20 protein-coding genes are annotated in these 23,224 nt (G+C 71.0%); 15 read left to right on the top strand and 5 right to left on the bottom strand.

Annotation, left to right across the window (positions count from 1 at the left end):
* The 8 genes from murG to OG462_RS13520 all read left to right on the top strand — a co-directional run bounded on the left by murG (nt 1) and on the right by OG462_RS13520 (nt 7,208).
* Nucleotides 1–1,095: an undecaprenyldiphospho-muramoylpentapeptide beta-N-acetylglucosaminyltransferase gene (gene murG, locus OG462_RS13555; RefSeq protein ID WP_030314515.1), complete on the top strand. Its 1,095-nt coding sequence runs from the start codon at nt 1–3 to the stop codon at nt 1,093–1,095.
* A 28-nt stretch (nt 1,096–1,123) separates the two neighbouring features.
* Nucleotides 1,124–1,927, top strand: coding sequence for a cell division protein FtsQ/DivIB (locus OG462_RS13550; RefSeq protein WP_406057672.1), 804 nt, complete (start codon nt 1,124–1,126; stop codon nt 1,925–1,927).
* Between the two features lie 278 nt (nt 1,928–2,205).
* Nucleotides 2,206–3,420: a cell division protein FtsZ gene (ftsZ, locus tag OG462_RS13545; RefSeq protein ID WP_406057670.1), complete on the top strand. Its 1,215-nt coding sequence runs from the start codon at nt 2,206–2,208 to the stop codon at nt 3,418–3,420.
* Entirely contained in the window at nt 3,417–4,193 is a 777-nt protein-coding gene (gene pgeF, locus OG462_RS13540) for a peptidoglycan editing factor PgeF (RefSeq protein ID WP_406057668.1), read from the top strand. The genes ftsZ and pgeF overlap by 4 nt, the downstream gene beginning before the upstream one ends.
* The gene (locus tag OG462_RS13535) at nt 4,193–4,912 is read left to right on the top strand and encodes a YggS family pyridoxal phosphate-dependent enzyme (RefSeq protein ID WP_406057666.1); all 720 of its coding nucleotides are present in this window, start codon (nt 4,193–4,195) and stop codon (nt 4,910–4,912) included. The genes pgeF and OG462_RS13535 overlap by 1 nt, the downstream gene beginning before the upstream one ends.
* Before the next feature lie 139 nt (nt 4,913–5,051).
* On the top strand, nt 5,052–5,672 hold the full coding sequence (locus tag OG462_RS13530) for a cell division protein SepF (RefSeq protein WP_266890847.1): 621 nt from the start codon (nt 5,052–5,054) through the stop codon (nt 5,670–5,672).
* An 80-nt stretch (nt 5,673–5,752) separates the two neighbouring features.
* Entirely contained in the window at nt 5,753–6,043 is a 291-nt protein-coding gene (locus OG462_RS13525; RefSeq protein ID WP_017238790.1) for a YggT family protein, read from the top strand.
* A gap of 55 nt (nt 6,044–6,098) precedes the next feature.
* A complete protein-coding gene (locus tag OG462_RS13520) occupies nt 6,099–7,208 on the top strand; it encodes a DivIVA domain-containing protein (RefSeq protein ID WP_406057663.1) in 1,110 nt (369 codons plus the stop codon).
* Between the two features lie 591 nt (nt 7,209–7,799).
* Here OG462_RS13520 and ileS read toward each other — a convergent pair.
* The gene (gene ileS / locus OG462_RS13515; RefSeq protein WP_406057661.1) at nt 7,800–10,943 is read right to left on the bottom strand and encodes an isoleucine--tRNA ligase; all 3,144 of its coding nucleotides are present in this window, start codon (nt 10,941–10,943) and stop codon (nt 7,800–7,802) included.
* Nucleotides 10,944–11,484: 541 nt separating this feature from the next.
* Between ileS and OG462_RS13510 the strand changes: the two genes are divergently transcribed.
* The 6 genes from OG462_RS13510 (at nt 11,485) to OG462_RS13485 (ending at nt 16,797) form a co-directional block, all read left to right on the top strand.
* Nucleotides 11,485–12,309 carry a TraR/DksA C4-type zinc finger protein gene (locus OG462_RS13510; RefSeq protein WP_406057659.1) on the top strand — a complete coding sequence of 275 codons (825 nt, stop codon included), beginning with the start codon at nt 11,485–11,487 and terminating at the stop codon, nt 12,307–12,309.
* Between the two features lie 124 nt (nt 12,310–12,433).
* The gene (gene lspA, locus OG462_RS13505) at nt 12,434–13,057 is read left to right on the top strand and encodes a signal peptidase II (protein WP_406057658.1); all 624 of its coding nucleotides are present in this window, start codon (nt 12,434–12,436) and stop codon (nt 13,055–13,057) included.
* Between the two features lie 41 nt (nt 13,058–13,098).
* Nucleotides 13,099–14,040 (top strand): RluA family pseudouridine synthase, encoded by a 942-nt coding sequence (locus tag OG462_RS13500; RefSeq protein WP_266890835.1) that lies wholly within the window; start codon nt 13,099–13,101, stop codon nt 14,038–14,040.
* Nucleotides 14,037–14,504, top strand: a complete 468-nt coding sequence (locus tag OG462_RS13495; protein ID WP_406057656.1) for a GNAT family N-acetyltransferase — start codon at nt 14,037–14,039, stop codon at nt 14,502–14,504. The genes OG462_RS13500 and OG462_RS13495 overlap by 4 nt, the downstream gene beginning before the upstream one ends.
* A gap of 98 nt (nt 14,505–14,602) precedes the next feature.
* A complete protein-coding gene (locus tag OG462_RS13490) occupies nt 14,603–16,189 on the top strand; it encodes a Na+/H+ antiporter (protein WP_406057654.1) in 1,587 nt (528 codons plus the stop codon).
* 29 nt (nt 16,190–16,218) lie between these two features.
* On the top strand, nt 16,219–16,797 hold the full coding sequence (locus OG462_RS13485; RefSeq protein WP_406057652.1) for a dienelactone hydrolase family protein: 579 nt from the start codon (nt 16,219–16,221) through the stop codon (nt 16,795–16,797).
* Between the two features lie 66 nt (nt 16,798–16,863).
* Here the strand turns inward: OG462_RS13485 and OG462_RS13480 are convergent, their stop codons facing one another.
* Nucleotides 16,864–17,850 carry a zinc metalloprotease gene (locus tag OG462_RS13480; protein WP_406057650.1) on the bottom strand — a complete coding sequence of 329 codons (987 nt, stop codon included), beginning with the start codon at nt 17,848–17,850 and terminating at the stop codon, nt 16,864–16,866.
* Nucleotides 17,851–18,186: 336 nt separating this feature from the next.
* Complete coding sequence (locus OG462_RS13475) at nt 18,187–19,836, bottom strand: alkaline phosphatase D family protein (protein ID WP_406057648.1); 1,650 nt, start codon at nt 19,834–19,836, stop codon at nt 18,187–18,189.
* A gap of 193 nt (nt 19,837–20,029) precedes the next feature.
* Between OG462_RS13475 and OG462_RS13470 the strand changes: the two genes are divergently transcribed.
* A complete protein-coding gene (locus OG462_RS13470) occupies nt 20,030–21,571 on the top strand; it encodes a PQQ-binding-like beta-propeller repeat protein (RefSeq protein ID WP_406057646.1) in 1,542 nt (513 codons plus the stop codon).
* 64 nt (nt 21,572–21,635) lie between these two features.
* Here OG462_RS13470 and OG462_RS13465 read toward each other — a convergent pair whose 3' ends face one another.
* Together OG462_RS13465 and OG462_RS13460 are read right to left on the bottom strand one after the other, a co-directional pair.
* The gene (locus OG462_RS13465; RefSeq protein WP_406057645.1) at nt 21,636–22,451 is read right to left on the bottom strand and encodes a thioredoxin domain-containing protein; all 816 of its coding nucleotides are present in this window, start codon (nt 22,449–22,451) and stop codon (nt 21,636–21,638) included.
* 62 nt (nt 22,452–22,513) lie between these two features.
* Complete coding sequence (locus OG462_RS13460) at nt 22,514–23,200, bottom strand: hypothetical protein (protein ID WP_406066526.1); 687 nt, start codon at nt 23,198–23,200, stop codon at nt 22,514–22,516.
* Nucleotides 23,201–23,224 lie beyond the last annotated feature (24 nt).

Genomic DNA, 23,224 nt, shown 5'->3' with positions numbered 1-23,224 from the left:
GTGCATGTCGTACTCGCCGGCGGGGGGACCGCCGGCCACATCGAGCCCGCGCTGGCCCTCGCGGACGCCCTGCGCAGGCAGGACCCCAGCGTGGGGATCACGGCGCTCGGCACGGAGAAGGGTCTGGAGACCCGGCTCGTGCCCGAGCGGGGCTACGAGTTGGCCCTCATCCCCGCCGTACCGCTGCCCCGCAAGCCCACCCCCGAGCTGATCACCGTTCCCGGGCGGCTGCGCGGCACCATCAAGGCGGCCGAGCAGATCCTGGAGCGCACCAAGGCCGACTGCGTGGTGGGCTTCGGCGGCTATGTGGCGCTGCCCGGGTATCTCGCGGCCAAGCGCCTCGGGGTGCCGATCGTGGTCCACGAGGCCAACGCCCGGCCCGGTCTCGCCAACAAGATCGGTTCGCGGTACGCGGCCGGGGTCGCCGTCGCCACCCCGGACAGCAAGCTCCGCAACGCCCGCTACATCGGCATCCCGCTGCGGCACACCATCGCGACCCTCGACCGGGCGCGGGTGCGTCCCGAGGCGCGCGCCGCGTTCGGGCTCGACCCGAACCTGCCGACGCTGCTCGTCTCCGGCGGTTCGCAGGGCGCCCGTCGGCTCAACGAGGTCATCCAGCAGATCGCCCCGGTGCTCCAGCGCTCCGGCATCCAGATCCTGCACGCGGTCGGCCCGAAGAACGAAATGCCGCGCGTCGACAACATGCCCGGAATGCCGCCCTACGTGCCGGTACCGTACGTGGACCGGATGGATCTCGCGTACGCCGCGGCCGACATGATGCTCTGCCGCGCGGGCGCCATGACCGTCGCCGAGCTCTCCGCCGTCGGGCTGCCCGCCGCGTACGTACCGCTGCCGATCGGCAACGGCGAACAGCGGCTCAACGCCCAGCCGGTGGTCAAGGCCGGCGGTGGACTCCTCGTCGACGACGCGGAGCTGTCGCCGCAGTGGGTGCAGGGCAACGTCCTGCCCGTACTGGCCGATCCGCACCGGTTGTACGAGATGTCCCGCGCCGCCGCCGAGTTCGGCCGCAGGGACGCCGACGACCTGCTCGTCGGCATGGTGTACGAGGCGATCGCCGCCCGCCGACAGGCGTAGCGCGGCGGCTGAGGGCAGGAGGCGCCACGTGGCAGCCGGACCGACGACCGCGGAGAAGAGCGGCGCGAGCACGTCGAAGGGGTCGTCGGAGGGTCCGTCCCGCACGGGCACCCGGAACCGTAAGTTCCGGGTGCCCGGCACCCGGGTGCTCCTCATCGCCCTCGCCGTTCTCCTGCTCGCGGCCGGCGGGATCTGGGCGCTCTACGGCTCCAACTGGTTCCGTGTGGAACGTGTGAAGACTTCCGGCGTGGGGGTCCTGCCCCCGCGCGAGGTCGAGGCCGTCGCCGCCGTCCCGATGGGTGCCCCGCTCGTCACCGTCGACACCGAGGCCATCGAGGCGCGGCTGCGGGAGGGGTTCCCGCGCATCGAGTCGGTGGACGTCGTGCGGTCCTGGCCGCACGGAATCGGGCTGAAAGTGACGGAACGGAAGCCGGTTCTTCTCATGGAAAAGGGCGGAAAGTTCATCGAAGTGGACGCGACCGGAATGCGGTTCGCCACCGTCGACACCGCCCCCCGAGGCGTTCCCCGACTCGTCCTCGACAGCACCTCCTCCCCGAGCCTGCGCCGGTTCGGTGCGGACCGGTTGCTCCGGGAAGCTGTCCGCGTCCGGGGTGAACTCCCGGCGGAAATCGCCCGGAACGCTCGTGTCGTGCGCGTCACCTCGTACGACTCCGTCACTCTGGAGCTGACCGGAGGGCGCACCGTCTTCTGGGGCAGCGGAGAACACGGTCCCGTCAAGGCCCGGGTTCTCACCGCGCTCCTGAAGGCCACTCCCAAAGCGGGGCACTTCGATGTAAGTGCCCCCACGGCGCCCGCCTCGTCCGGGAGTTGACGGGTATCACCCCTGGCCAGCACCCTGGTTGGCCAGCGCTACGGGTGATCACATAGGGTGAAAAGAAAAACGGGAGGTTCGGCGTGTTCGTTGAACGTGCGCCACTTGTCGACTTAGTGTCCTGTTCGGAAGAGTCCAGCGAACAGAGACACTGGTAACCCTAAACTTCAACGTTAGGGTTCGGGTCGGCGTTTCGGACCGTCCCAATCGGCATCCGTCGGAGCGGCGCGACCAACCGCGCAGCGACGACACGTAACTCGAGGCGAGAGGCCTTCGACGTGGCAGCACCGCAGAACTACCTCGCAGTCATCAAGGTCATCGGTGTCGGCGGCGGTGGTGTCAATGCCATCAACCGAATGATCGAGGTCGGTCTCAAGGGCGTCGAGTTCATCGCCATCAACACCGACGCGCAAGCGCTGTTGATGAGCGACGCCGACGTCAAGCTCGACGTCGGCCGTGAACTCACCCGTGGCCTCGGGGCCGGGGCGAACCCGGCCGTCGGTCGCAAGGCGGCAGAGGACCACCGTGAGGAGATCGAGGAGGTCCTCAAGGGGGCCGACATGGTCTTCGTCACCGCAGGCGAAGGTGGCGGCACCGGCACCGGCGGCGCACCCGTCGTCGCCAACATCGCGCGCTCGCTCGGCGCCCTGACGATCGGTGTGGTCACCCGGCCGTTCACCTTCGAGGGTCGCCGTCGCGCCAACCAGGCGGAGGACGGCATCGCCGAACTCCGCGAAGAGGTCGACACCCTCATCGTCATCCCCAACGACCGGCTCCTGTCGATCTCGGACCGTCAGGTCTCCGTGCTCGACGCCTTCAAGTCGGCCGACCAGGTGCTGCTGAGCGGTGTGCAGGGCATCACCGACCTCATCACCACCCCGGGTCTGATCAACCTCGACTTCGCCGACGTCAAGTCGGTCATGTCCGAGGCCGGTTCGGCCCTGATGGGCATCGGCTCCGCCCGCGGCGACGACCGCGCGGTGGCGGCGGCGGAGATGGCGATCTCCTCGCCGCTCCTCGAAGCCTCCATCGACGGCGCCCGCGGCGTACTGCTCTCCATCTCCGGCGGCAGCGACCTCGGTCTCTTCGAGATCAACGAGGCCGCGCAGCTGGTCAGCGAGGCGGCCCACCCCGAGGCCAACATCATCTTCGGCGCCGTCATCGACGACGCCCTCGGCGACGAGGTCCGGGTCACCGTCATCGCGGCCGGCTTCGACGGCGGCCAGCCGCCGGCCCGCCGGGACAACATCATCGGCTCGGTCTCCGCCAAGCGCGAGGAGCCGGCCCCGGCGCCCCGCCACGTCGAGACCTCCCGCCCGCTGGGCGGCCTCGGCACGGTCGCCCCGCGCGAGGAGCCGGTCCAGGCTCCGGTCGAGCCCGCCCCGGCGATCAACGAGGCCCCGCTGTCGCCCGCCCCTCCGGTCGTCCCGCCGGCCCGTCCGTACGCGGACAGCCAGGCCGAAGAGCTGGACGTCCCGGATTTCCTGAAGTGATAGGACAGCGCTTCGACGCGAACGGCGCGCACTTCGCCTTCACCGACAGGTGGGGCGGGGTGAGCGCCGTTCCGTACGAGGAGCTCAACCTCGGTGGCGCGGTGGGTGATGCCTCCGAGGCCGTACTGGCCAACCGGGCGCTCGCCGCCCGCGCCCTCGGACTCGAGCCCGGCGCGGTGGTCTGGATGAACCAGGTGCACGGCGCGGACGTCGCCGAGGTCGAGGAGCCGTGGGGCACCGACGGGATCCCGTCGGTGGACGCGCTCGTCACCTCCCGGCCCGGACTCGCCCTCGCCGTCCTCACCGCGGACTGCGTCCCGGTCCTTCTCGCCGATCCGGTGGCCGGCGTCGCGGCCGCCGCCCACGCCGGGCGCCCCGGGATGGTCGCCGGAGTCGTTCCGGCCGCGGTCGCGGCCATGATCGATCTCGGCGCCGACCCCGCCCGTATCGTCGCCCGCACCGGCCCCGCCGTCTGCGGGCGTTGCTACGAGGTGCCGGAGGCCATGCGGGCCGAGGTCGCCGAGACCGAACCGGCCGCCTGGGCCGAGACGAGCTGGGGCACCCCGGCCGTCGACGTCACCGCCGGAGTGCTCGCCCAGCTCGAACGGCTCGGCGTCACCGACCGGCAGGCCAGTACGGTCTGCACCCGGGAATCCGGTGACCACTACTCGTACCGCCGCGATCGCACCACGGGGCGACTCGCGGGATATGTCTGGTTGGACGCTGTATCCACCCCGGGGACGCCCCCCGGACCCCCGGCAGGAAAGAACTGATGACGGACCGCACGTCGGAACTCGCCGAGAATCTGGCCCGGGTGGAGGCGCGCATCACCGCCGCCTGTACCGCAGCCGGGCGCGCGCGGGAGGAGGTGACGCTCATCGTGGTCACCAAGACCTACCCCGCGAGCGACGTGAGAATCCTCCACGGACTCGGCGTCCGGCACGTCGCCGAGAACCGGGACCAGGACGCCGCCCCCAAGGCGGCGGCCTGTGCCGACCTTGATCTGACCTGGCACTTCGTGGGCCAGTTGCAGACCAACAAGGTCAGATCCGTGGTGGGTTATGCCGATGTGGTGCAGTCTGTCGACCGCTTGAAGCTCGTTTCCTCACTCTCCGCGGCCGCGGAGAAGGAGGGCCGGGAAGTCGGCTGTCTCCTCCAGGTCGCGCTCGACGCCGAGTCCGGCGAGCGGGGCGACCGCGGCGGCGTCGCACCCGACGGGATCGAGGAGTTGGCGGCCGCGGTGGACGCCGCCCCCGGACTGCGGCTCGACGGACTCATGACCGTCGCCCCGCTCTCCGGTCCGTACGAGGGCCGGCAACGCGCCGCCTTCGACCGGTTGATGGATTTGTCGACTGCCCTGCGCGCGACCCGTCCGGCTGCGAACATGGTGTCGGCAGGGATGAGTGCGGACCTCGAGGAGGCCGTCGCGGCCGGGGCGACACACGTACGCGTCGGTACGGCGGTACTCGGAGTCCGCCCGAAGCTCGGGTAACGTCGCGAAGCAAGTCGGACCACAGCAGAAAATATGGTCATTCCGCAGAACGGCGGGACGACCCGTGGATCGCGGGCACTTGGTGACGCTGCGACATTGGCCAGTATGGCGATCCACCACAGAGCGGAGGACTCAGAGAATGGCCGGCGCGATGCGCAAGATGGCGGTCTACCTCGGCCTCGTGGAGGACGATGGGTACGACGGCCGGGGCTTCGACCCCGACGACGACTTCGAACCCGAGCTGGAGCCGGAGCCCGAGCGCGACCGGCGCCACACCCCCCCGCGCCAGATCGAGCGTGAGGAACCGGTACGAGTGGTGCAGCCTCCGGCCCCCCGTGAGCCGATGCCCCATTCTGTCCCTGTACTCGCCGAAAGCGGACGTCCGGCCCGAATTGCCCCCGTGGCATCCATCACACCCGAACGCCCGAGCATGGAGAAGAACGCGCCCGTGATCATGCCCAAGGTCGTGTCCGAGCGGGAGCCCTACCGCATCACCACGCTGCACCCCCGGACCTACAACGAGGCCCGTACCATCGGGGAACACTTCCGTGAGGGCACCCCGGTGATCATGAATCTCACGGAGATGGACGACACGGACGCGAAGCGACTTGTCGACTTTGCCGCCGGACTCGTCTTCGGGCTCCATGGCAGCATTGAGCGCGTGACGCAGAAGGTGTTCCTGTTGTCGCCTGCTAACGTCGATGTCACGGCGGAGGACAAGGCCCGGATCGCAGAGGGCGGATTCTTCAACCAGAGCTGAGAACACGAGAACCGGACGGGCCGGTCGCGAAGCGGCCGGACAAGTGAGAGCACGTAAGTCAGGGGAGAGGGAAACGCGGGATGGGCGTCGCACTACAGGTGGTCTACATCGTGCTGATGTGCTTCCTCGTCCTCCTGATCGTCCGACTTGTCATGGACTACGTCTTCCAGTTCGCCCGTTCATGGCAACCCGGTAAGGCGATGGTGGTCGTCCTTGAGGCCACCTACACTGTCACCGATCCACCGCTCAAGCTTCTGCGGCGACTCATCCCGCCGCTGCGTCTCGGGGGCGTGGCACTCGACCTGTCCTTCTTCGTTCTGATGATCATTGTCTACATCCTGATCTCCATCGTGAGCAGCTTCGCGAGGTGAATGTGGACGATACGGTCTTGCCGACTGCCGACGACTACGTAGAGGTGAAGAAGAGATGCCGCTGACCCCCGAGGACGTGCGGAACAAGCAGTTCACGACCGTCCGCCTCCGAGAAGGCTATGACGAGGACGAGGTCGATGCCTTCCTCGACGAGGTCGAGTCCGAGCTGACCCGCCTGCTCCGCGAGAACGAGGACCTGCGCGCCAAGCTGGCCGCCGCGACGCGTGCCGCCGCGCAGAACCAGCAGCAGCAGGGGATGCGCAAGCCCCCGGAGCAGCAGGATCGTCCCGTCGGTCCCGGCGCGCCCGTGCCCGCCGCCATATCCGGACCGCCGGTCCAGCAGCAGCAGCCGCCGCAGATGGGCCCGCCGCAGCTGCCGTCCGGTGCCCCCCAGCTTCCCGCCGGCCCGATGCAGGGCGGCCCCATGCAGGGCGGCCCGATGCAGGGTGGCCCCATGCAGGGCGGCCCGATGGGTCCCGGCCCGATGCAGGGCGGCCCCATGGGTCACCCGCAGCAGCAGATGCAGCAGCAGATGCCGCCGCAGATGCAGCAGCAGCCCGCGCAGGGTCCCGGTGGCGACAGTGCCGCGCGTGTCCTCTCGCTGGCCCAGCAGACCGCCGACCAGGCGATCGCCGAGGCCCGCTCCGAGGCCAACAAGATCGTCGGCGAGGCGCGTTCGCGCGCCGAGGGCCTGGAGCGGGACGCCCGCGCCAAGGCGGACGCTCTTGAGCGGGACGCGCAGGAGAAGCACCGCGTCGCGATGGGCTCCCTGGAGTCCGCCCGCGCCACGCTGGAGCGCAAGGTCGAGGACCTGCGCGGCTTCGAGCGCGAGTACCGCACGCGTCTGAAGTCGTACCTGGAGTCGCAGCTGCGTCAGCTGGAGACCCAGGCCGACGACTCGCTGGCCCCGCCGCGCACCCCGGCCACGGCCTCCCTGCCGCCGGCCCCGTCGATGGCCTCGGCCGGCGCCGGTGCGCCGTCCTACGGCGGCGGCGCGATGGGTGGTGGACCGTCCATGGGCGGTGCCCCGTCCTACGGCGGCCAGCAGCAGATGTCCCCGGCGATGACCCAGCCGATGGCTCCGGTCCGCCCGCAGGCACCGCAGCCGATGCAGCAGGCGCCGGCGCCGATGCGCGGCTTCCTGATCGACGAGGACGACAACTGACGGCGCGCGGTCGCGCGATGAGCGCGTAGCCGTCGGCAGGCTGAAGGGCCGGGCCCCCGGGAAACCGGGGGCCCGGCCCTTTGCCGTGGCCGGGGGCGCCCCCGCACCCCCACCGCCGTGTGGGCAATCGTCCCGCTGGGGCGGGACGGGTGGGCACACGGGACGGCGCGCTCTGGCGGCGCCTCCGCTCCTTGCACCGACCCGCACCACCAGCGCGGCGCACACGGGGTGCGGGTCAGGGCGCGGGGAGCCTAGGCCCGGCAAGGGGCGCCGTCCGTTGTGCCCACCCGTTCCGCCCCAGCGGAACAGTTGCCCACAACGGGGGGCGGGGCGAGTGCCCACAACAGGGTGGACGGAAGGGTCGCCCACAACGGGGTGGACGGAACAGTTGCCCACAACGGGGTGGGCGGGGCGAGTGCCCACAACGGGGTGGACGGAACGGTCGCCCACAACAGGGTGGACGGAACAGTCGCCCACAACGGGGTGGGCGGGGCGAGTGCTCGCGACGGGGTGGGCGGGGCGAGTGCCTGTGATGGGGGGATGGCGAAGGGCCCGGCACCAGTGTTGGTGCCGGGCCCTTCTGCGTACCGCCTACGCCTTGCGGAGGCGGAACGTCAGGCCGAGGGACTCGTCCGTGAACGCCTGGCCGTACGTCGTGTCCGCCTCGCCCTGCGCGTGGTCCGTCGCCAGGACCTCGTCCGCGATCAGGGCCGCGTGGGCCGTCAGGGCCTCCACCGTCTCCGGGGAGTCCGCCTGCCAGCGGAGGGCGATGCGGTCCGCCACGTCCAGTCCGCTGTTCTTGCGGGCCTCCTGGATCAGGCGGATCGCGTCACGGGCCAGGCCCGCCTTGCGGAGCTCCGGGGTGATCTCCAGGTCGAGGGCGACCGTCGCGCCCGCGTCCGAGGCGACCGACCAGCCCTCGCGCGGGGTCTCCGTGATGATGATCTCCTCGGGGGTCAGGGCCACGTCCTCGCCGTTGACCGTGAGGACCGCCTCGCCCGAGCGGAGGGCCAGGGACAGCGCCGCCGCGTCCGCCGCCGCCACCGCCTTCGCCACGTCCTGGACACCCTTGCCGAAGCGCTTGCCCAGGGAGCGGAAGTTCGCCTTCGCCGTCGTGTCGACGAGAGAGCCGCCCACCTCGGACAGCGACGCCAGGGACGAGACGTTCAGCTCTTCCGTGATCTGGGCCTGGAGGTCGGGGGAGAGGGCCGCGAAGCCCGTCGCCGCCACCAGCGCCCGGGAGAGCGGCTGGCGGGTCTTCACGCCCGACTCCGCGCGCGTCGCGCGGCCCAGCTCCACCAGACGCCGGACCAGCAGCATCTGCTCCGACAGCGTCTTGTCGATCCGCGTCGTGTCCGCCTCCGGCCAGCCCGCCAGGTGGACGGACTCCGGCGCGTCCGGCGTCACCGGCACCACCAGGTCCTGCCAGACCCGCTCCGTGATGAAGGGGGTCAGGGGGGCCATCAGGCGGGTGACCGTCTCCACCACGTCGTGGAGGGTGCGGAGGGCCGCCTTGTCGCCCTGCCAGAAGCGGCGGCGCGAGCGGCGTACGTACCAGTTCGACAGGTCGTCGACGAAGGCCGAGATCAGCTTGCCGGTGCGCTGGGTGTCGTACGACTCCATCGCCTCGGTCGTCTCGGCGACCAGCGTGTTCAGCTCGGAGAGGAGCCACTTGTCGAGGACCGTGCGGTCGGCGGGCGCCGGGTCCGCGGCCGAGGGGGACCAGCCCGACGTGCGGGCGTACAGCGCCTGGAAGGCCACCGTGTTCCAGTACGTCAGGAGGGTCTTGCGGACGACCTCCTGGATCGTGCCGTGGCCCACCCGGCGCGCCGCCCACGGGGAGCCGCCGGCCGCCATGAACCAGCGGACCGCGTCGGCGCCGTGCTGGTCCATCAGCGGGATCGGCTGGAGGGTGTTCCCCAGGTGCTTGGACATCTTGCGGCCGTCCTCGGCGAGGATGTGGCCCAGGCAGACCACGTTCTCGTAGGACGACTTGTCGAAGACGAGGGTGCCGACGGCCATCAGCGTGTAGAACCAGCCTCGCGTCTGGTCGATGGCCTCGGAGATGAACTGCGCGGGGTAGCGGGACTCGAAGAGTTCCTTGTTCTCGTGCGGGTAGCCGTACTGCGCGAACGGCATCGAGCCCGAGTCGTACCAGGCGTCGATGACCTCCGGCACCCGGGTCGCGGTCTTCCCGCAGCCCTCGGCGGGGCAGCCGAACGTCACCGCGTCGATGTACGGGCGGTGCGGGTCGAGCTCGGACTGGTCCGTGCCCGTCAGCTCGGTCAGCTCGGCGCGCGAGCCCACGCACGTCAGGTGGTCGTCCTCGCAGCGCCAGATCGGCAGCGGGGTGCCCCAGTAGCGGTTCCGGGAGAGCGCCCAGTCGACGTTGTTGGTGAGCCAGTCGCCGAAGCGGCCGTGCTTGACCGACTCCGGGAACCAGTTCGTCTTCTCGTTCTCCGCCAGCATGCGGTCCTTGACCGCGGTCGTGCGGATGTACCAGGACGGCTGCGCGTAGTACAGCAGCGCCGTGTGGCAGCGCCAGCAGTGCGGGTAACTGTGCTCGTACGCGATGTGCTTGAAGAGCAGCCCGCGCGCGTCCAGGTCGGCGGTGAGCGCCTCGTCGGCCTTCTTGAAGAAGACGCCGCCGACCAGCGGCACGTCCTCCTCGAAGGTGCCGTCGGCGCGGACGGGGTTCACGACCGGCAGGCCGTACGCCTTGCAGACCTTGAGGTCGTCCTCACCGAAGGCGGGGGACTGGTGGACCAGACCCGTGCCGTCCTCGGTCGTCACGTAGTCGGCGTTGACGACGTAGTGCGCCGGGGCGTCGAAGGGAACCAGCTCGAAGGGGCGCTGGTAGGTCCAGCGCTCCATCTCCGCGCCGGTGAAGGACTCGCCCGTGGTGACCCAGCCCTCGCCGAGCGCCTTCTCGACCAGCGGCTGGGCGACGACGACCCGCTCGTCGCCGTCGGTGGCGACCACGTAGGTGACCTCGGGGTGGGCGGCGACCGCCGTGTTGGACACCAGGGTCCACGGGGTCGTCGTCCAGACGAGGAGCGCCGCCTTGCCGGCCAGCGGGCCGGAGGTCAGCGGGAAGCGGACGTAGACCGAGGGGTCGACGACCGTCTCGTAGCCCTGCGCCAGCTCGTGGTCGGAGAGGCCGGTGCCGCAGCGCGGGCACCAGGGGGCGACCCGGTGGTCCTGGACGAGCAGGTCCTTGTCGAAGATCTGCTTCAGGGACCACCAGACCGACTCGATGTACGAGGGGTCCATCGTCCGGTACGCGTCGTCCAGGTCGACCCAGTAGCCCATACGGGTCGTGAGCTCGGCGAACGCGTCGGTGTGCCGGGTCACGGACTCGCGGCACTTGTCGTTGAACGCGGCGATGCCGTATTCCTCGATGTCCTTCTTGCCGGAGAAGCCGAGCTCCTTCTCGACGGCGAGCTCGACCGGGAGGCCGTGGCAGTCCCAGCCGGCCTTGCGGGCCACGTGGTAGCCGCGCATGGTCCGGAAGCGGGGGAAGACGTCCTTGAAGACACGGGCCTCGATGTGGTGCGCGCCCGGCATGCCGTTGGCGGTCGGCGGGCCCTCGTAGAACACCCACTCGGGGCGTCCTTCGGACTGCTCAAGGGTCTTGGCGAAGACCTTGTTCTCGTGCCAGAAATCGAGCACGGCGTGCTCCATCGCGGGCAGGTCGACCTGGGCGGGCACCTGGCGGTACTGCGGCGGTGTCATCGAGTTCCTCCGGCGGACTGTCGTCGTTCCGTCGGAGGGACGAGAGCGCTGCTCCCGCGGTACCACCCTCCTTGGCCCCGGGCACGCATGCCCTGAGCCCCCTCATTGGGGTCGCGACGCCGGGTCTAGTCACCGCATTGTCCTGCGGCTTTCTTCCGACGGCTCCGGGGTGATGCTTCACATCGGGCTCGCCCCCGGGCTCTCACCGTCCCCGGGTCGCTCATGACTGCGTACGACGCTACTCGTCCCCATCCAAGCCTTTCGCTAGGCCCAGTGTACGGGGCCCGACGCAGGGTGGCAGACCGGTTTTCCCGTGACCCGAATGGCCATAGGGGCGGCTCGGACTTGGTGTGCGGCCATGTGGGGGAGGGGTGGGACGGATTACCCGGCGGGGAGCTGGGCACAACGGAGGCAGGCCTGCCCCGAGGGGTGCGGGGGGCGGGTGGGAACGGCGGCGTGCCCCGTTGCCGCGGGCCTTGGGCCGATTTATCGTCCCAGCACGATTCGCGAGCAAGATCACAAAATGTGAAGGGGCCGCGACATGGTGGCGAAGAAGACCGCCGCGAAGAAGCCCTCGGCCGCCGGTTCCACCGGTTCGGCGGAGGGCGCCAAGGACGTGGCCGGGAAGAAGACGACGGTCGCGGAGCCGCCGACGGTCGCGAGGGAAACGCCCGCCGCCCGGAAGGCGGTCGCCAAGAGAACGGCGAACACGACCGCCGTGAAGAAGACCGCCGGGAAGAAGGCGGCGACCGACGCGTCGGTCGCCGCGGAACCGGTCGCCGGGGAGACGGTTGCCCCCAAGGCCGCCGCCAGGAAGACGCCCGCCAAGAAGGCCGCGGCGAAGAAGGTGGCCGCCAAGAAGGCGCCCGCCGCCAAGAAGCAGACAGGAGCCAGGACGGTGGCAGCGAAGAAGACCGCGGGGGGCGTCACGACCGCCGGCGACGAGGCCGCCGTGCCTCCCGCCCGTACCGGTGAGCTCGCGGTGCGTCCCGGCGAGGACCCATGGACCCCCGCAGAGGTCACCGAGGCCCGTAACGAGCTCCAGTCCGAGGTGCTGCGGCTCCGCAGCGAGCTCGCGCACTCCCAGGAGGAGCTCACCGGCCTCATGCGGGACTCGGGCGACGGCGCCGGGGACGACCAGGCCGACACCGGCACCAAGAACATCACCCGGGAGCACGAGCTGGCCCTGGCCGCCAACGCCCGGGAGATGCTGGAACAGACCGAGCACGCCCTGGAACGGCTCGACTCCGGCACGTACGGCCTCTGCGAGGTGTGCGGGAAGCCGATCGGCAAGGCGCGGATGCAGGCCTTCCCCCGCGCCACGCTCTGCGTCGAGGACAAGCAGCGACAGGAGCGGCGCGGCTGACGGGCCGGGGCGGCGCGGCCGTCGATCGGGAGCGGCGCGGCCGGCGATCTCGGCTGCCGGTCTCGCACGCCTGTGCCGTACCCTCGGGGCACGGTCAGGCATCGAGGTCGAGGGACTCACTCACGTGGCAGAGGCGGAGCGCATCATCGGTACGCCGGATTCAGCAGGGGCCGAGGAGCCGGCTTCCTCCGACGAGACGGTGGCCGCCGACGCTGCGGCCACGCCCGACGACGGGTCGGCCGCTCCCGAGGAGCGGCCCAGGGGCAGGCGCAGGATCCTCGCCCTGTTCGTCGTGGCCGTGCTCGCCTACCTGCTCGACCTGGGCAGCAAGATGCTCGTGGTCGCCAAGCTGGAGGGCCGCGAGCCGATCCGGGTGGTCGGCGATCTGCTGCGCTTCGACGCCATCCGGAACCCGGGTGCGGCGTTCGGCATGGGCGAGGCCTTCACGATCATCTTCACCTGCATCGCGGCCGCCGTGATCGTCGTGATCATCCGGCTGGCCCGGAAGCTCTACAGCCTGCCCTGGGCGATCGCGCTCGGTCTGCTGCTCGGCGGCGCGCTGGGCAACCTCACGGACCGGATCTTCCGCTCCCCGGGCGTCTTCGAGGGCGCGGTCGTCGACTTCATCGCCCCCGCGCACTTCGCCGTCTTCAACCTCGCCGACTCGGCGATCGTCTGCGGCGGCATCCTCATTGTGATCCTGTCGTTCCGGGGTCTGGACCCCGACGGCACCGTCCACAAGGACTGAGCCCAGAACCGAGTGCGTCCGGCACAAGGCATACTCGACGAGTGAGTACGAGTCCCGAGATCCGCACGCTGCCCGTTCCCGATGGCCTGGAGGGCGAGCGCGTCGACGCCGCCATCGCCCGTATGTTCGGGTTCTCCCGTACGAAGGCGGCCGAGCTGGCCGCCGCAGGGAAGGTCCAGGTCGACGGCTCCGTCGTCGGCAAGTCCGAGCGGGTGAGCGGCGGCGCGTGGCTCGAGGTCGAGATGCCCGGCGCGGCTGCGCCCGTGCAGATCGTCGCCGAGCCCGTCGAGGGCATGGAGATCATCCATGACGACGACGACATCGTCGTCATCATGAAGCCGATCGGCGTGGCCGCGCACCCCAGCCCCGGCTGGACCGGCACCACGGTCATCGGCGGCCTCGCCGCCGCCGGGTACCGCATCTCCACCTCCGGCGCCGCCGAGCGCCAGGGCATCGTGCACCGCCTCGACGTCGGCACCTCCGGTCTGATGGTGGTCGCCAAGTCGGAGTACGCGTACACCTCGCTCAAGCGCCAGTTCAAGGAGCGCGTGGTCGACAAGCGCTACCACGCGCTGGTGCAGGGTCACCCCGACCCGATGAGCGGCACCATCGACGCCCCCATCGGCCGGCACCCCAACCACGACTACAAGTGGGCGGTCACCGCCGACGGCAAGGCCTCCGTCACGCATTACGACCTCATCGAGGCGTACCGCTCGGCCTCGCTGCTCGACATCAAGCTGGAGACGGGCCGCACCCACCAGATCCGGGTGCACATGTCCGCCCACCGCCACCCCTGCGTCGGTGACCTCACCTACGGTGCCGACCCGACGATCGCCAAGCGCCTGGGTCTGACCCGGCAGTGGCTGCACGCCGTCCGGCTGGGCTTCGAGCACCCGGGCGACGGTTCGTGGGTCGAGTTCGCCAGCACGTACCCCGAGGACCTCCAGAAGGCCCTGGACCGGATCGCGGCGGAGAGCCAGTGAGCACCGCGTACAGCGTCCGTGAGGCGCTCGGCGCCGAGGACCGGGAGGCCTGCTTCGCGGTCCGCCGCGAGGTCTTCGTCGTGGAGCAGGGCGTCCCGCAGGAGCTGGAGTACGACACGTACGACGCCACCGCGGTGCACGTCCTCGCCCTGCGCGAGGACGGCCTGCCGCTGGGCACCGGCCGTCTGCTGTTCGGGGCGGACGCGGTCGGCAAGACCGGCTCAGACGCCTCGGTGGGCTCGCTCGGCCGGCTCGCGGTCTCCAAGGCCGCGCGCGGTCTCGGCGTCGGCGCGGCCCTCGTGCGGGGAATCGAGGTCGTGGCGCGCGAGCGCGGTCTGTCCGCCGTCGACCTGCACGCGCAGACCCACGCGCTCGGCTTCTACGAGCGGCTCGGCTACGAGGCGTACGGCCCCGAGTTCCCGGACGCGGACATGCCGCACCGGGCCATGAGGCGCTCGCTGTAGCGGTACCGGTGGCGCCTGCTGCCCCTGACACCCGCCGCGTGCGGGCGTGCACAGGGGGCAGTCGCAGCTAAAACGGACATACGTGGCAGGGTGTGCCCGTGGATCAATTGGCCCTGTTGTTCTTGCTGCTGCTCGGCGCCCTGCTCACCGTCCCCCTCGGTGACCGGCTCGGACTGCCCGCGCCCGTCCTGATGACCCTCATCGGGATCGCGCTGGCCTTCCTGCCCTTCGTACCGAACGTCGAGGTCCCGCCGGAGTTCATCCTCCCGCTGGTGCTGCCGCCGCTCCTCTACGCCTCCGTGCAGCGCACCTCCTGGCGTCAGTTCGCGGCCAACAGGCGGCCGATCTTCCTGCTCGCGGTCGCCCTCGTGTTCGTGACCACGGCCGCCGTCGGCGCGGTCGCCAACACCCTCGTGCCCGGTCTCCCGCTGGCCGCCGCGATCGCGCTCGGCGCCCTCGTCGCTCCGCCCGACCCGGTCGCGGCGACCGCCGTCGCCGGCTCGCTCGGGCTGCCGCGGCGGCTCGTGTCGATCCTGGAGGGCGAGGGCCTCTTCAACGACGTGACCGCGATCGTGCTCTACCACGTGGCCATCGGCGCCGCCGTAAGCGGCTCCTTCTCCTGGCCCGAGGCGGTCGGCGAACTCGTCCTGTCCGCGGTGGTCGCCATGGTCCTCGGTCTGGCGCTCGGCTGGCTCGCCAACAAGCTCATCGGGCTCCTGGGCGACGCCACCCTCCAGACCGGCCTCACCCTCCTCGTGCCCTTCGTGAGCTACGTCCTCGCCGAGGAGCTGCACGGCTCCGGCGTCCTCGCCGTCCTGGTCACCGCGCTCTTCCTCGCCGAGCACGCGGCCGACGCCGACGACGTCATGGGCCGGCTCGCCGGTCAGACGTTCTGGCAGATCGTCGACACCCTGGTCACCGGTATCGCCTTCGGCCTCATCGGCCTCGAACTCGTTCATGTCTTCGGCGTGGCCGAGGGGCGCGGCTGGGAGATGCTCGGCTGGGGCGCCGCCGTGGTCGGGGTGGTCGTCGGCGTCCGGCTGCTGTGGCTGCTTCCGGCCACCTGGCTCGCGAAACGGCTGCACACCCGCCGGGACATCGACGAGGAGATCCCGACCAGCTGGCGGGAGACCATCGTCATGTGGTGGGCGGGGATGCGCGGAGTGGCCTCGGTGGCGCTCGCGCTCGCCATCCCGCTCCGCACCGACGACGGCTCGCCCTTCCCCGGCCGTGACGAGATCATCTTCATCGCCTTCTGCGTGATCATCGCCACGCTCGTCTTCCAGGGCCTCACCCTGCCGTGGCTGGTGAAACGGCTCGGCGTACGGGCCGACGCGGACGCCGAGCGGGCCCTTGAGCGAGATCTGGCCATCCGCGCCGCGAAGGCCGCCAGGCGCAGGCTCAAGGAGATCGAGGAGGTCGAGGAGCTGCCCGAGGAGGTCCAGGAGCGGCTGCTGCGCGGGGCGTACGACATCGGGGCGCGGATCAGTCCGGACATGGTCGACGAGGAGCGGAGGGCCGCGTTCGTCGAGCGGACGAAGCGGTTCAAGGCGGTGCAGCGGATCCAGCGGGAGCTGATGTCGGCCGCCCGGCACGAGGTGCTCTCGGCCCGCAGCGAGCCGGGCGCCGATCCGGAGGTGGTGGACCGGGTGCTGCGGCAGCTGGACGTGCGCAGCATGCGGTGAGGCCGGTGCCCCGCGGGCCGGGTGGCAGGATGGGACGCATGGACATCATGCTCTTCCACTCGGCCTACGGGCTGACCCCTTCCGTCGCGGCCGCTGCCGAGCGCCTCCGCGCTGCCGGGCACCAGGTCTGGACCCCGGACCTCTACGGGGGCCGGACGGTCGGGACGGTCGAGGAGGGCGTGGAGCTCCGGGACGAGATCGGCAAGGACGAGCTGCTGAAGCGGGCGGTCCTCGCCGCCGCGCCGTACTCCGAGCGCGGCCTGGTCTACATGGGCCTCTCCCTCGGGGCCTCGATCGCGCAGACCCTGGCGCTCGGGGACGAGAAGGCGCGCGGGCTGCTGCTGTTCCACGGCACCTCGGACCTCGCGGAGTCGGCCTCGGTGGACGAGCTGCCCGTGCAGCTGCACGTGGCCGATCCCGACCCGTTCGAGACGCACGACTGGCTGTCGTCCTGGTACCTCCAGATGCGCAAGGCGGGGGCGGATGTGGAGATCTACCGCTACCCGGGCGCGGGGCACGTGTTCACGGACCCGGAGCTGCCCGACTGGGACGAGGAGGCGGCCGAGCAGACCTGGTCGGTGGCGCTGGCCTTCATCGAGGATCTGTAGGACCGTGTCGAACGGGTGTGGCCCCCGGGGGAGTTCCCCCGGGGGCCACACCTCTGTTCGGCCGGATCAGGCGCGGTACGCCGTCCAGTAGTCGTTCATCCGGGTCACCTGGCCCGAGGTGAACTGGTACATGCAGGCGTCGTACGTGTAGTCCATGAAGTTGTGGATCGGGTCCACGCCGGCCTTGCTGGTGCAGGAGTCACGGCCGGTCGGGCACTCGTAGGCGGGGGTCTTCTCGGCCGGGGTGTCGGCCACGGAGTCGCCGGCGCCGTTACAGCCGCCCTGGAAGGTGTGGTAGAGCCCCATCCAGTGGCCGACCTCGTGGGTCGCGGTGTCGCCCTCGTCGTAGTTGGTCGCGGAGCCGCCCGGGAGCGAGGCGTCGAGGACGACGACACCGTCCATGGACGGGCTCGAGGCGTACGAGGACGGGAAGGTCGCCCAGCCGAGGAGGCCGCCGCCCAGGTTCGCGGTGTAGAAGTTCAGCGCGCCCGCGCCACCCTTGCGGAGGGTCTGCTTCATCTGCTTCTCGGCGGTGGAGCCGGAGGACAGGTTGTACCAGGAGGCGTTGTCCGTGTAGTCGGTGGCGGCCAGCGTGAACTGGAAGTTGGAGTTCACGTTGCCGGTGCCCTGGCCCGAGTAGGCCGCGTTCAGGACGTTCATCTGGTTGTTGATCGCGGTCGCGGAGAGCTTGCCCGTCGTACCGGAGTGGATGACGTGGAAGTAGACGGGGATGTTCACCACCGCGGCGGCTCTGCCGGCGGAGGCGCCGAGGCGGGCCTCGGAACGGGCCGCGGACAGCTTCTTCTTGAAGTCGGCGTCCATGGCCGCGGCCTTGGCGGCCGTGACCTCGTTCGGCTCGGCGGCGTGGCTGTCGGCGCCGCGCGCCTTGCGGGCGCCGGAAAGAGCGGTGGCGTCGGCGGTGCCGTCGGCGCACTCCTCGGCCGACGCGCCGGCCAGGGTGGCCGTGGTGGTTCCGCTCGCGACCGGAGCGGAGAGCGGGGCAAGGGCCAGGGTTCCGGCCATGACAGCCGTACCGAGCATCCGACGTGACATACGCGGGGATATACGGGCAAGAGCACGCATGGTGACTCCTCGTGGGGGGTGGGGGGAGGAACTTCCTCCGCCACGCCGGGGAGATTACGCGTCCATGTCAGACACTGTTGAGGAGTGATCAAGCCCAATCATCCATGGGGCAATTCGGGTCATCGGGAAGAAATTCTTGCGCCGTTCCCGGAGTTTGAGATCTCGACGTAACAGGTGAGGTGACGGAGGCGGGTGGTGTGTCCGGATTCGATCTCCGAAACCGGCCACCCGCCGTAGCGATGTGATCTCCCGTTAACAGAAGAGATCATGGCTGAAAATCGCCCATGATGAACCGTCAGGAAAACATCAGCGGACCGGCTGGTACACCCGCTCGACACGCTGCGTACCGCTGAGCGTCCGGTACGAGCGCGCCCAGGCCGTCGTCGCGTCCGGATCCGCCTTGTCGGAGACCGTGTAGTAGTCCATCTGCGAGCGCTCGGCGGTCACGTCGAGCACGCCGTAGCCGTGGTGGTCCATGTCCACCCACTTCACATGCCGGTTGGCGGCCTTGACGGCGCCCGCGGCCACCACCGAGAGCGTCCCCGGGGCCACGTGCAGCAGGTCGTCCAGGTTGTCCGAGGTCACCGAGGTGACCACGAACTCGGTCGCGGCGGACGCCGAGAAGGGATACGTCGCCGCCTTCACGGGTACGTCGTTGGCCCAGGCCATGTGGATGTCGCCGGTCAGGAAGACCGTGTTGCGGATCGCCCGCGAGGTCAGGTGCCCGAGCAGCTCCTTGCGGTCGTCCGTGTAGCCGTCCCACTGGTCGACGTTGACCGCGAGCCCCTCCTTCGGCAGGCCCATCAGCTCGGCGAGCGGCTCCAGGAGGTGGGCGGGCAGGGCACCGAAGGCGACCGGCGAGATCATCACCGAGGTGCCGACCAGCTGCCAGGTCGCGTCCGAGCCCGCGAGCCCGGACTTGAGCCAGTCGAGCTGCGCGCGGCCCGTGATGCTGCGCTCCGGGTCGTCGACCGAGCCGCTGCCGGCCTTCGCCGGGGCGGAGCGGAACGAACGCAGGTCGAGCAGGTGCAGATCGGCCAGCTTGCCGAAGCGCAGGCGCCGGAAGACCGTGCCCTCGGTGGAGGTACGGACCGGCATCCACTCGAAGTAGGCCTGCTTGGCCGCGGCGACCCGGGCCGCCCAGTCGCCCTCGGCGCCGGGGGTGTGGTTCTCGGCCCCGCCCGCCCAGGCGTCGTTGGCGAACTCGTGGTCGTCCCAGATGGCGACGACCGGGTGGGCCGCGTGCAGCGCCTGGAGGTCGGCGTCCGTCTTGTAGTTGCCGTGCCGGGTGCGGTAATCGGCCAGCGAGACGATCTCGTGGCGCGGCTCGTGCTGCCGGACGGTGTACTTCGCCTCCGGGTAGACGCCGCTCCCGTACTCGTACAGGTAGTCGCCGAGGTGGAGGATCGCGTCCAGGTCGGCGCGGGAGGCGAGATGGCGGTACGCGGAGAAGTGGCCGGCCTCCCAGTTCGCGCAGGAGACGACGCCGAAGCGGACGCCGGGCGCGGCCGCGTCGACGGCCGGCGCGGTGCGGGTGCGGGCGGTGGGGGAGACGGTGGATCCCGCGGTGAAGCGGAACCAGTAGGAGGTCGCCGGGCGCAGGCCCCGGACGTCCGCCTTCACCGTGTGGTCGGAGCCGGCGCTCGCCGTGGTCGTGCCGGAGGCCACGACCCGCGCGAAGGCGCGGTCCTCGGCGAGCTCCCAGCCGACCTGCAGGTCCGGGCCGAGGCCGGAGCCGGGCGCTGCTTCGGGGGTGGGGGTGACGCGCGTCCAGAGCAGGACGCCGTCGGGCAGCGGGTCGCCGGAGGCGACGCCGTGGAGGAACGCGGGTGCCCCGGGGGTCGCGTGGGCCGTGGTGGCCGCGCCGAGGAGGGCGGGCGCCGTGACGGCGGTGACGGCGGCGGCCTTGACGACCGTGCGCCGAGTGGGGGCGGAGGATATGAAACGACTGGTCACGGGCAGTCAGATTACTGACTGGTAGGCCCGATGGGCAGGTGATACCCGGAAGTTCGCCGGGCCGTCGCCCGCCGGTCGCACCCCCGCAGCGGAGGGGCCGCCCAGGAGGTCGCTAACCTGACTCGGGATCAGAACGGCTTCCCGTGAAGCAGTTCCAGAGGGAGGCCGCTCGCAACGTCACGGGGGGAACCGGATGTCGCAGTCGCACGAGCCCTGGTACAGGCACCATCCGCCGTCCTGGCCCGTACCGGACAATCCGTACGCCCCCGAGGGCTACGGCCCGCCACCGCCTCGCCCACGCCGCCGCCGGTGGCCGCTGATCGGCGCGGCCCTCGCGCTGCTACTCCTCGTCGGCGCCGGAGCCTACGTCCTCGGTGAGCGCTCCGGGTCGGACCGCGCCGGACCGGAGAGCGGCGCCCCGCCGGCCACGGCACCGCCGAAGACGACCACGGCACCGCCGAGGACGACCGCGCGTCCCACCCCCTCGCCCACCCGCATCCCCACCACCGCGGAGATCGCGCAGCGGCGCCGGTCCGGCGAGGCGAGCGCCTGGATCGTCGACGACCGCACCGACCTGCCCCACCGGAACATCCCGACCGAGGACCTCTGGATCGTCGGCGACACCGCCGTCCAGGCCATCTACAAAAGGGTCGTCGCCCACCGGCTCAGCGACGGCGCCCAGCTGTGGAGCGTCGCCCTCCCGACCCCCGTCTGCGAGACCCCGGTCAACGCGACCCCCGACGGCCGGGTCGTCATCGTGCTCCAGAACGTCGAGGCCTGGACCGGTGCCCGGTGCAACCAGCTCCAGATGATCGACCTGCGTACCGGCAGGGCGGGCTGGCGCAAGGAGCTGACCGAGACGGGCTCGGGGGACGGCACGATCATGGTGGACAGCGCCGTCAGCGGTGGCACCTTCGCGATCGTCCAGAGCCTGAAGGCCGCCGCGTACCGCGTCGCGGACGGAAGGAAGCTGTACGACATCCCCATGGAGAACCCCGGCAAGTGCTACCCGGGCAGGGTGGCGGGCGGCAGCCGGCTGCTGGTGATCGCGGACTGCGCGATCACCTCGCTGGAGAAGGCGTACAGCCAGGTCCGGGAGCTCGACCCGGCGACGGGCAAGGTCCGGTGGCGCCAGCGGACCGAGCCGGGCCGGCAGGTCGGGCAGGTGCTCTCCGTCGATCCGGTCGTGATCACCACCGTGTACAAGGAGAAGTCCGCCGAGGACTGGCGGGTCGTCGCCCTCGGACCCGACGGCAAGGTCAGCAGGACCATCGACCCCCGGGGGAAGGGATTCACCCACTGCGGTGACTCCGTGGACACCAGCGGCAACGCCCAGTCGTGCCGGGAGGCCTTCGTCGGCGGGGGCCTCGTGCTCCTGGGCGGCACCGACCGCGTCGGCGCCTACGACCTCGGCACCGGGAAACTGGTCTGGGGTGTGAAGGCCGAGGGGACCTCGTACGGCTACTTCCCCCTGCGCGTCGGACCGGGCAGGACGGGATTCGTCTACCAGCCGGGCACCCTCGGTGCCCCCGGACGCGTCTTCAGGGTCGGCCCCGGCGGTGCGGACACGGTCAAGGACATGCTGCGGCTCCCCGCGTCCACCGCGCGGCTCGAGTTCGGGATGGGGGTCGTCGGGGAGAACGCCTACGTGGGCGACCGGCTCGTGATCACGCCCGCAGGTCTGAGCGGCGACGACGCCCGGCACGAGCCCCGCATGCTCTCCTTCGCTCCCTGACCCGCCTCCTCTGACCCGCCACCTCTGACCCGCCGAGGAGGCGGGTCGGAGGAGCGGAGCGGCGTCAGCCCTTGAGGGCCGTGTCGATCGCGGTGGTGAACTCGGCCGGCGTCATCGGCGGATTGTCGGTGCCCGCCACCGTCACCGGCTTGCCGTCCATCTTCAGGGTCGGGGTGCCCGTCACCCCGCTGTCGTCGAAGGCCTTCGACATCTTCATCGCCCAGGCGTCGAACGTGCCGTTCTCGACGTTCTTCTTGAACTCGGCGTTGCCCTTGAGGGCCGGCACCGAGTCCGCCACCTTGAGGAGGTAGGAGTCCTCGGCGAACTTGTCGTCGTTCTCCTCGGGGTGGAAGTCCGCCGAGTAGAGCGCTCCCTTGTACTTCAGGAAGGCCTCGGGGCTCACGTTCAGGGCCGCGCCGAGCGCCGAGAGGGCGTTCTTCGAGCCCTCACCCGTGGCGGCGTCGTCGATGAAGGTGGCACCGACGTACTTGATCCTGTACTTGCCGGCCTCGACGTCCTTCTCGACCGTGGAGCCCACGGACTGCTCGAAGGTCGCGCAGACCGGGCAGCGCGAGTCCTCGTACAGCTCCAGGGTCTTCTTCGCGGTCGACTTGCCGACGACGACGGTCGTGCCGTTCGTGCCCGTGGTGTTCTTCGGGGCGGTCACGGTGGTCGCCTTCGCCGCCGCCTCCCACTGGGAGGGCTTGTTCGACTGGACCACGGCGTAGCCGATGCCGCCGGCGGCGGCCAGGACGGCCACGGCCGAGACGCCGACGACGAGCTGCCGGCGCGCCCGGTCCTTCTTCGCCTGGCGCTCGCGCTCGACGCGCAGACGCTCGCGGGCGGCAGCCTTGTTGGCCTGGTTGTTGCGTGCACTCATGATCGTGATCTCCGTGGGAGTGAGGAGGAGAGGGGTACCGCGTGCCTGTGTGATCGCGCTGCTCAGACGAGAGCGAATCGCGGGCACGGCGGTCCCCGCAGTCCCACGGAGTGCGTGAGGAGCCGGGTGCGGGAGGGCCGGGGCCGTCCCTCGGGCCGCCCGGCGCGCCGCGGCGCCGGACCACCGGTACGGAAGAAGGCCGCCACCAGGAGCAGCGGCCGGAACGCGAGGGCGGCCACGGCGCCGAGCAGCCGGGCGAGGGCCCGCTCCCCGCCGCGCAGCCAGACGGCCGCGAAGAGCCCGACGCCCACATGGGCCAGGAGCAGCAGCCACGGCAGCGCCGGGTCGGGGGAGTCGAGCAGGGCGGCGGCGGTGCCGCTCTCGGGGGCCGCCACACCGGGCAGCGGGGTGCCGACGGCGCCGCCGCAGAACACCTCCACGCCCACCGCGCGCAGCGAACCGGCGACCGGGCCGCCGGCAGCGCCGTAACAGACCGCCTGGCCGCTGGTGAAGAGCGTGTCCGCCGCCAGCTCCAGCGGGACGAGGAGCCCGGCGATCGGGCCGAGGCCCCGCTCGCGGCCCGCCAGGGCGTACGCCACGGCGAAGACACCGACCGCGACCGGGACGACCGTCCCGAGCGGCAGCGGCACGCGCGAGAGCAGCACGTGGGACGCCACGGACAGCGTCACGACCAGTGCCGTGAAGAACGCCGCCCGCAGCGCCCTCAGCTGCGTCCCTGCCATGTCCATCGTCGTGGAGTGTCCCATGTCGGT

This window comes from Streptomyces sp. NBC_01077, assembly GCF_045162855.1.
In the GTDB taxonomy this organism is placed as follows: Bacteria; Actinomycetota; Actinomycetes; order Streptomycetales; family Streptomycetaceae; genus Streptomyces.
This window is presented reverse-complemented; position numbering and strand designations above follow the sequence as displayed.

Bases quoted from the DNA above. Each gene is read 5' to 3' on its own strand.
- OG462_RS13520 (WP_406057663.1), top strand. From the start codon at position 6,099: ATGCCGCTGACCCCCGAGGACGTGCGGAACAAGCAGTTCACGACCGTC.
- OG462_RS13530 (WP_266890847.1), top strand. From the start codon at position 5,052: ATGGCCGGCGCGATGCGCAAGATGGCGGTCTACCTCGGCCTCGTGGAG.
- OG462_RS13535 (WP_406057666.1), top strand. From the start codon at position 4,193: ATGACGGACCGCACGTCGGAACTCGCCGAGAATCTGGCCCGGGTGGAG.
- OG462_RS13470 (WP_406057646.1), top strand. From the start codon at position 20,030: ATGTCGCAGTCGCACGAGCCCTGGTACAGGCACCATCCGCCGTCCTGG.
- OG462_RS13465 (WP_406057645.1), bottom strand. From the start codon at position 22,451: ATGAGTGCACGCAACAACCAGGCCAACAAGGCTGCCGCCCGCGAGCGT.
- OG462_RS13485 (WP_406057652.1), top strand. From the start codon at position 16,219: ATGGGACGCATGGACATCATGCTCTTCCACTCGGCCTACGGGCTGACC.
- ileS (WP_406057661.1), bottom strand. From the start codon at position 10,943: ATGACACCGCCGCAGTACCGCCAGGTGCCCGCCCAGGTCGACCTGCCC.
- OG462_RS13510 (WP_406057659.1), top strand. From the start codon at position 11,485: ATGGTGGCGAAGAAGACCGCCGCGAAGAAGCCCTCGGCCGCCGGTTCC.
- OG462_RS13525 (WP_017238790.1), top strand. From the start codon at position 5,753: ATGGGCGTCGCACTACAGGTGGTCTACATCGTGCTGATGTGCTTCCTC.
- OG462_RS13460 (WP_406066526.1), bottom strand. From the start codon at position 23,200: ATGGACATGGCAGGGACGCAGCTGAGGGCGCTGCGGGCGGCGTTCTTC.
- OG462_RS13480 (WP_406057650.1), bottom strand. From the start codon at position 17,850: ATGTCACGTCGGATGCTCGGTACGGCTGTCATGGCCGGAACCCTGGCC.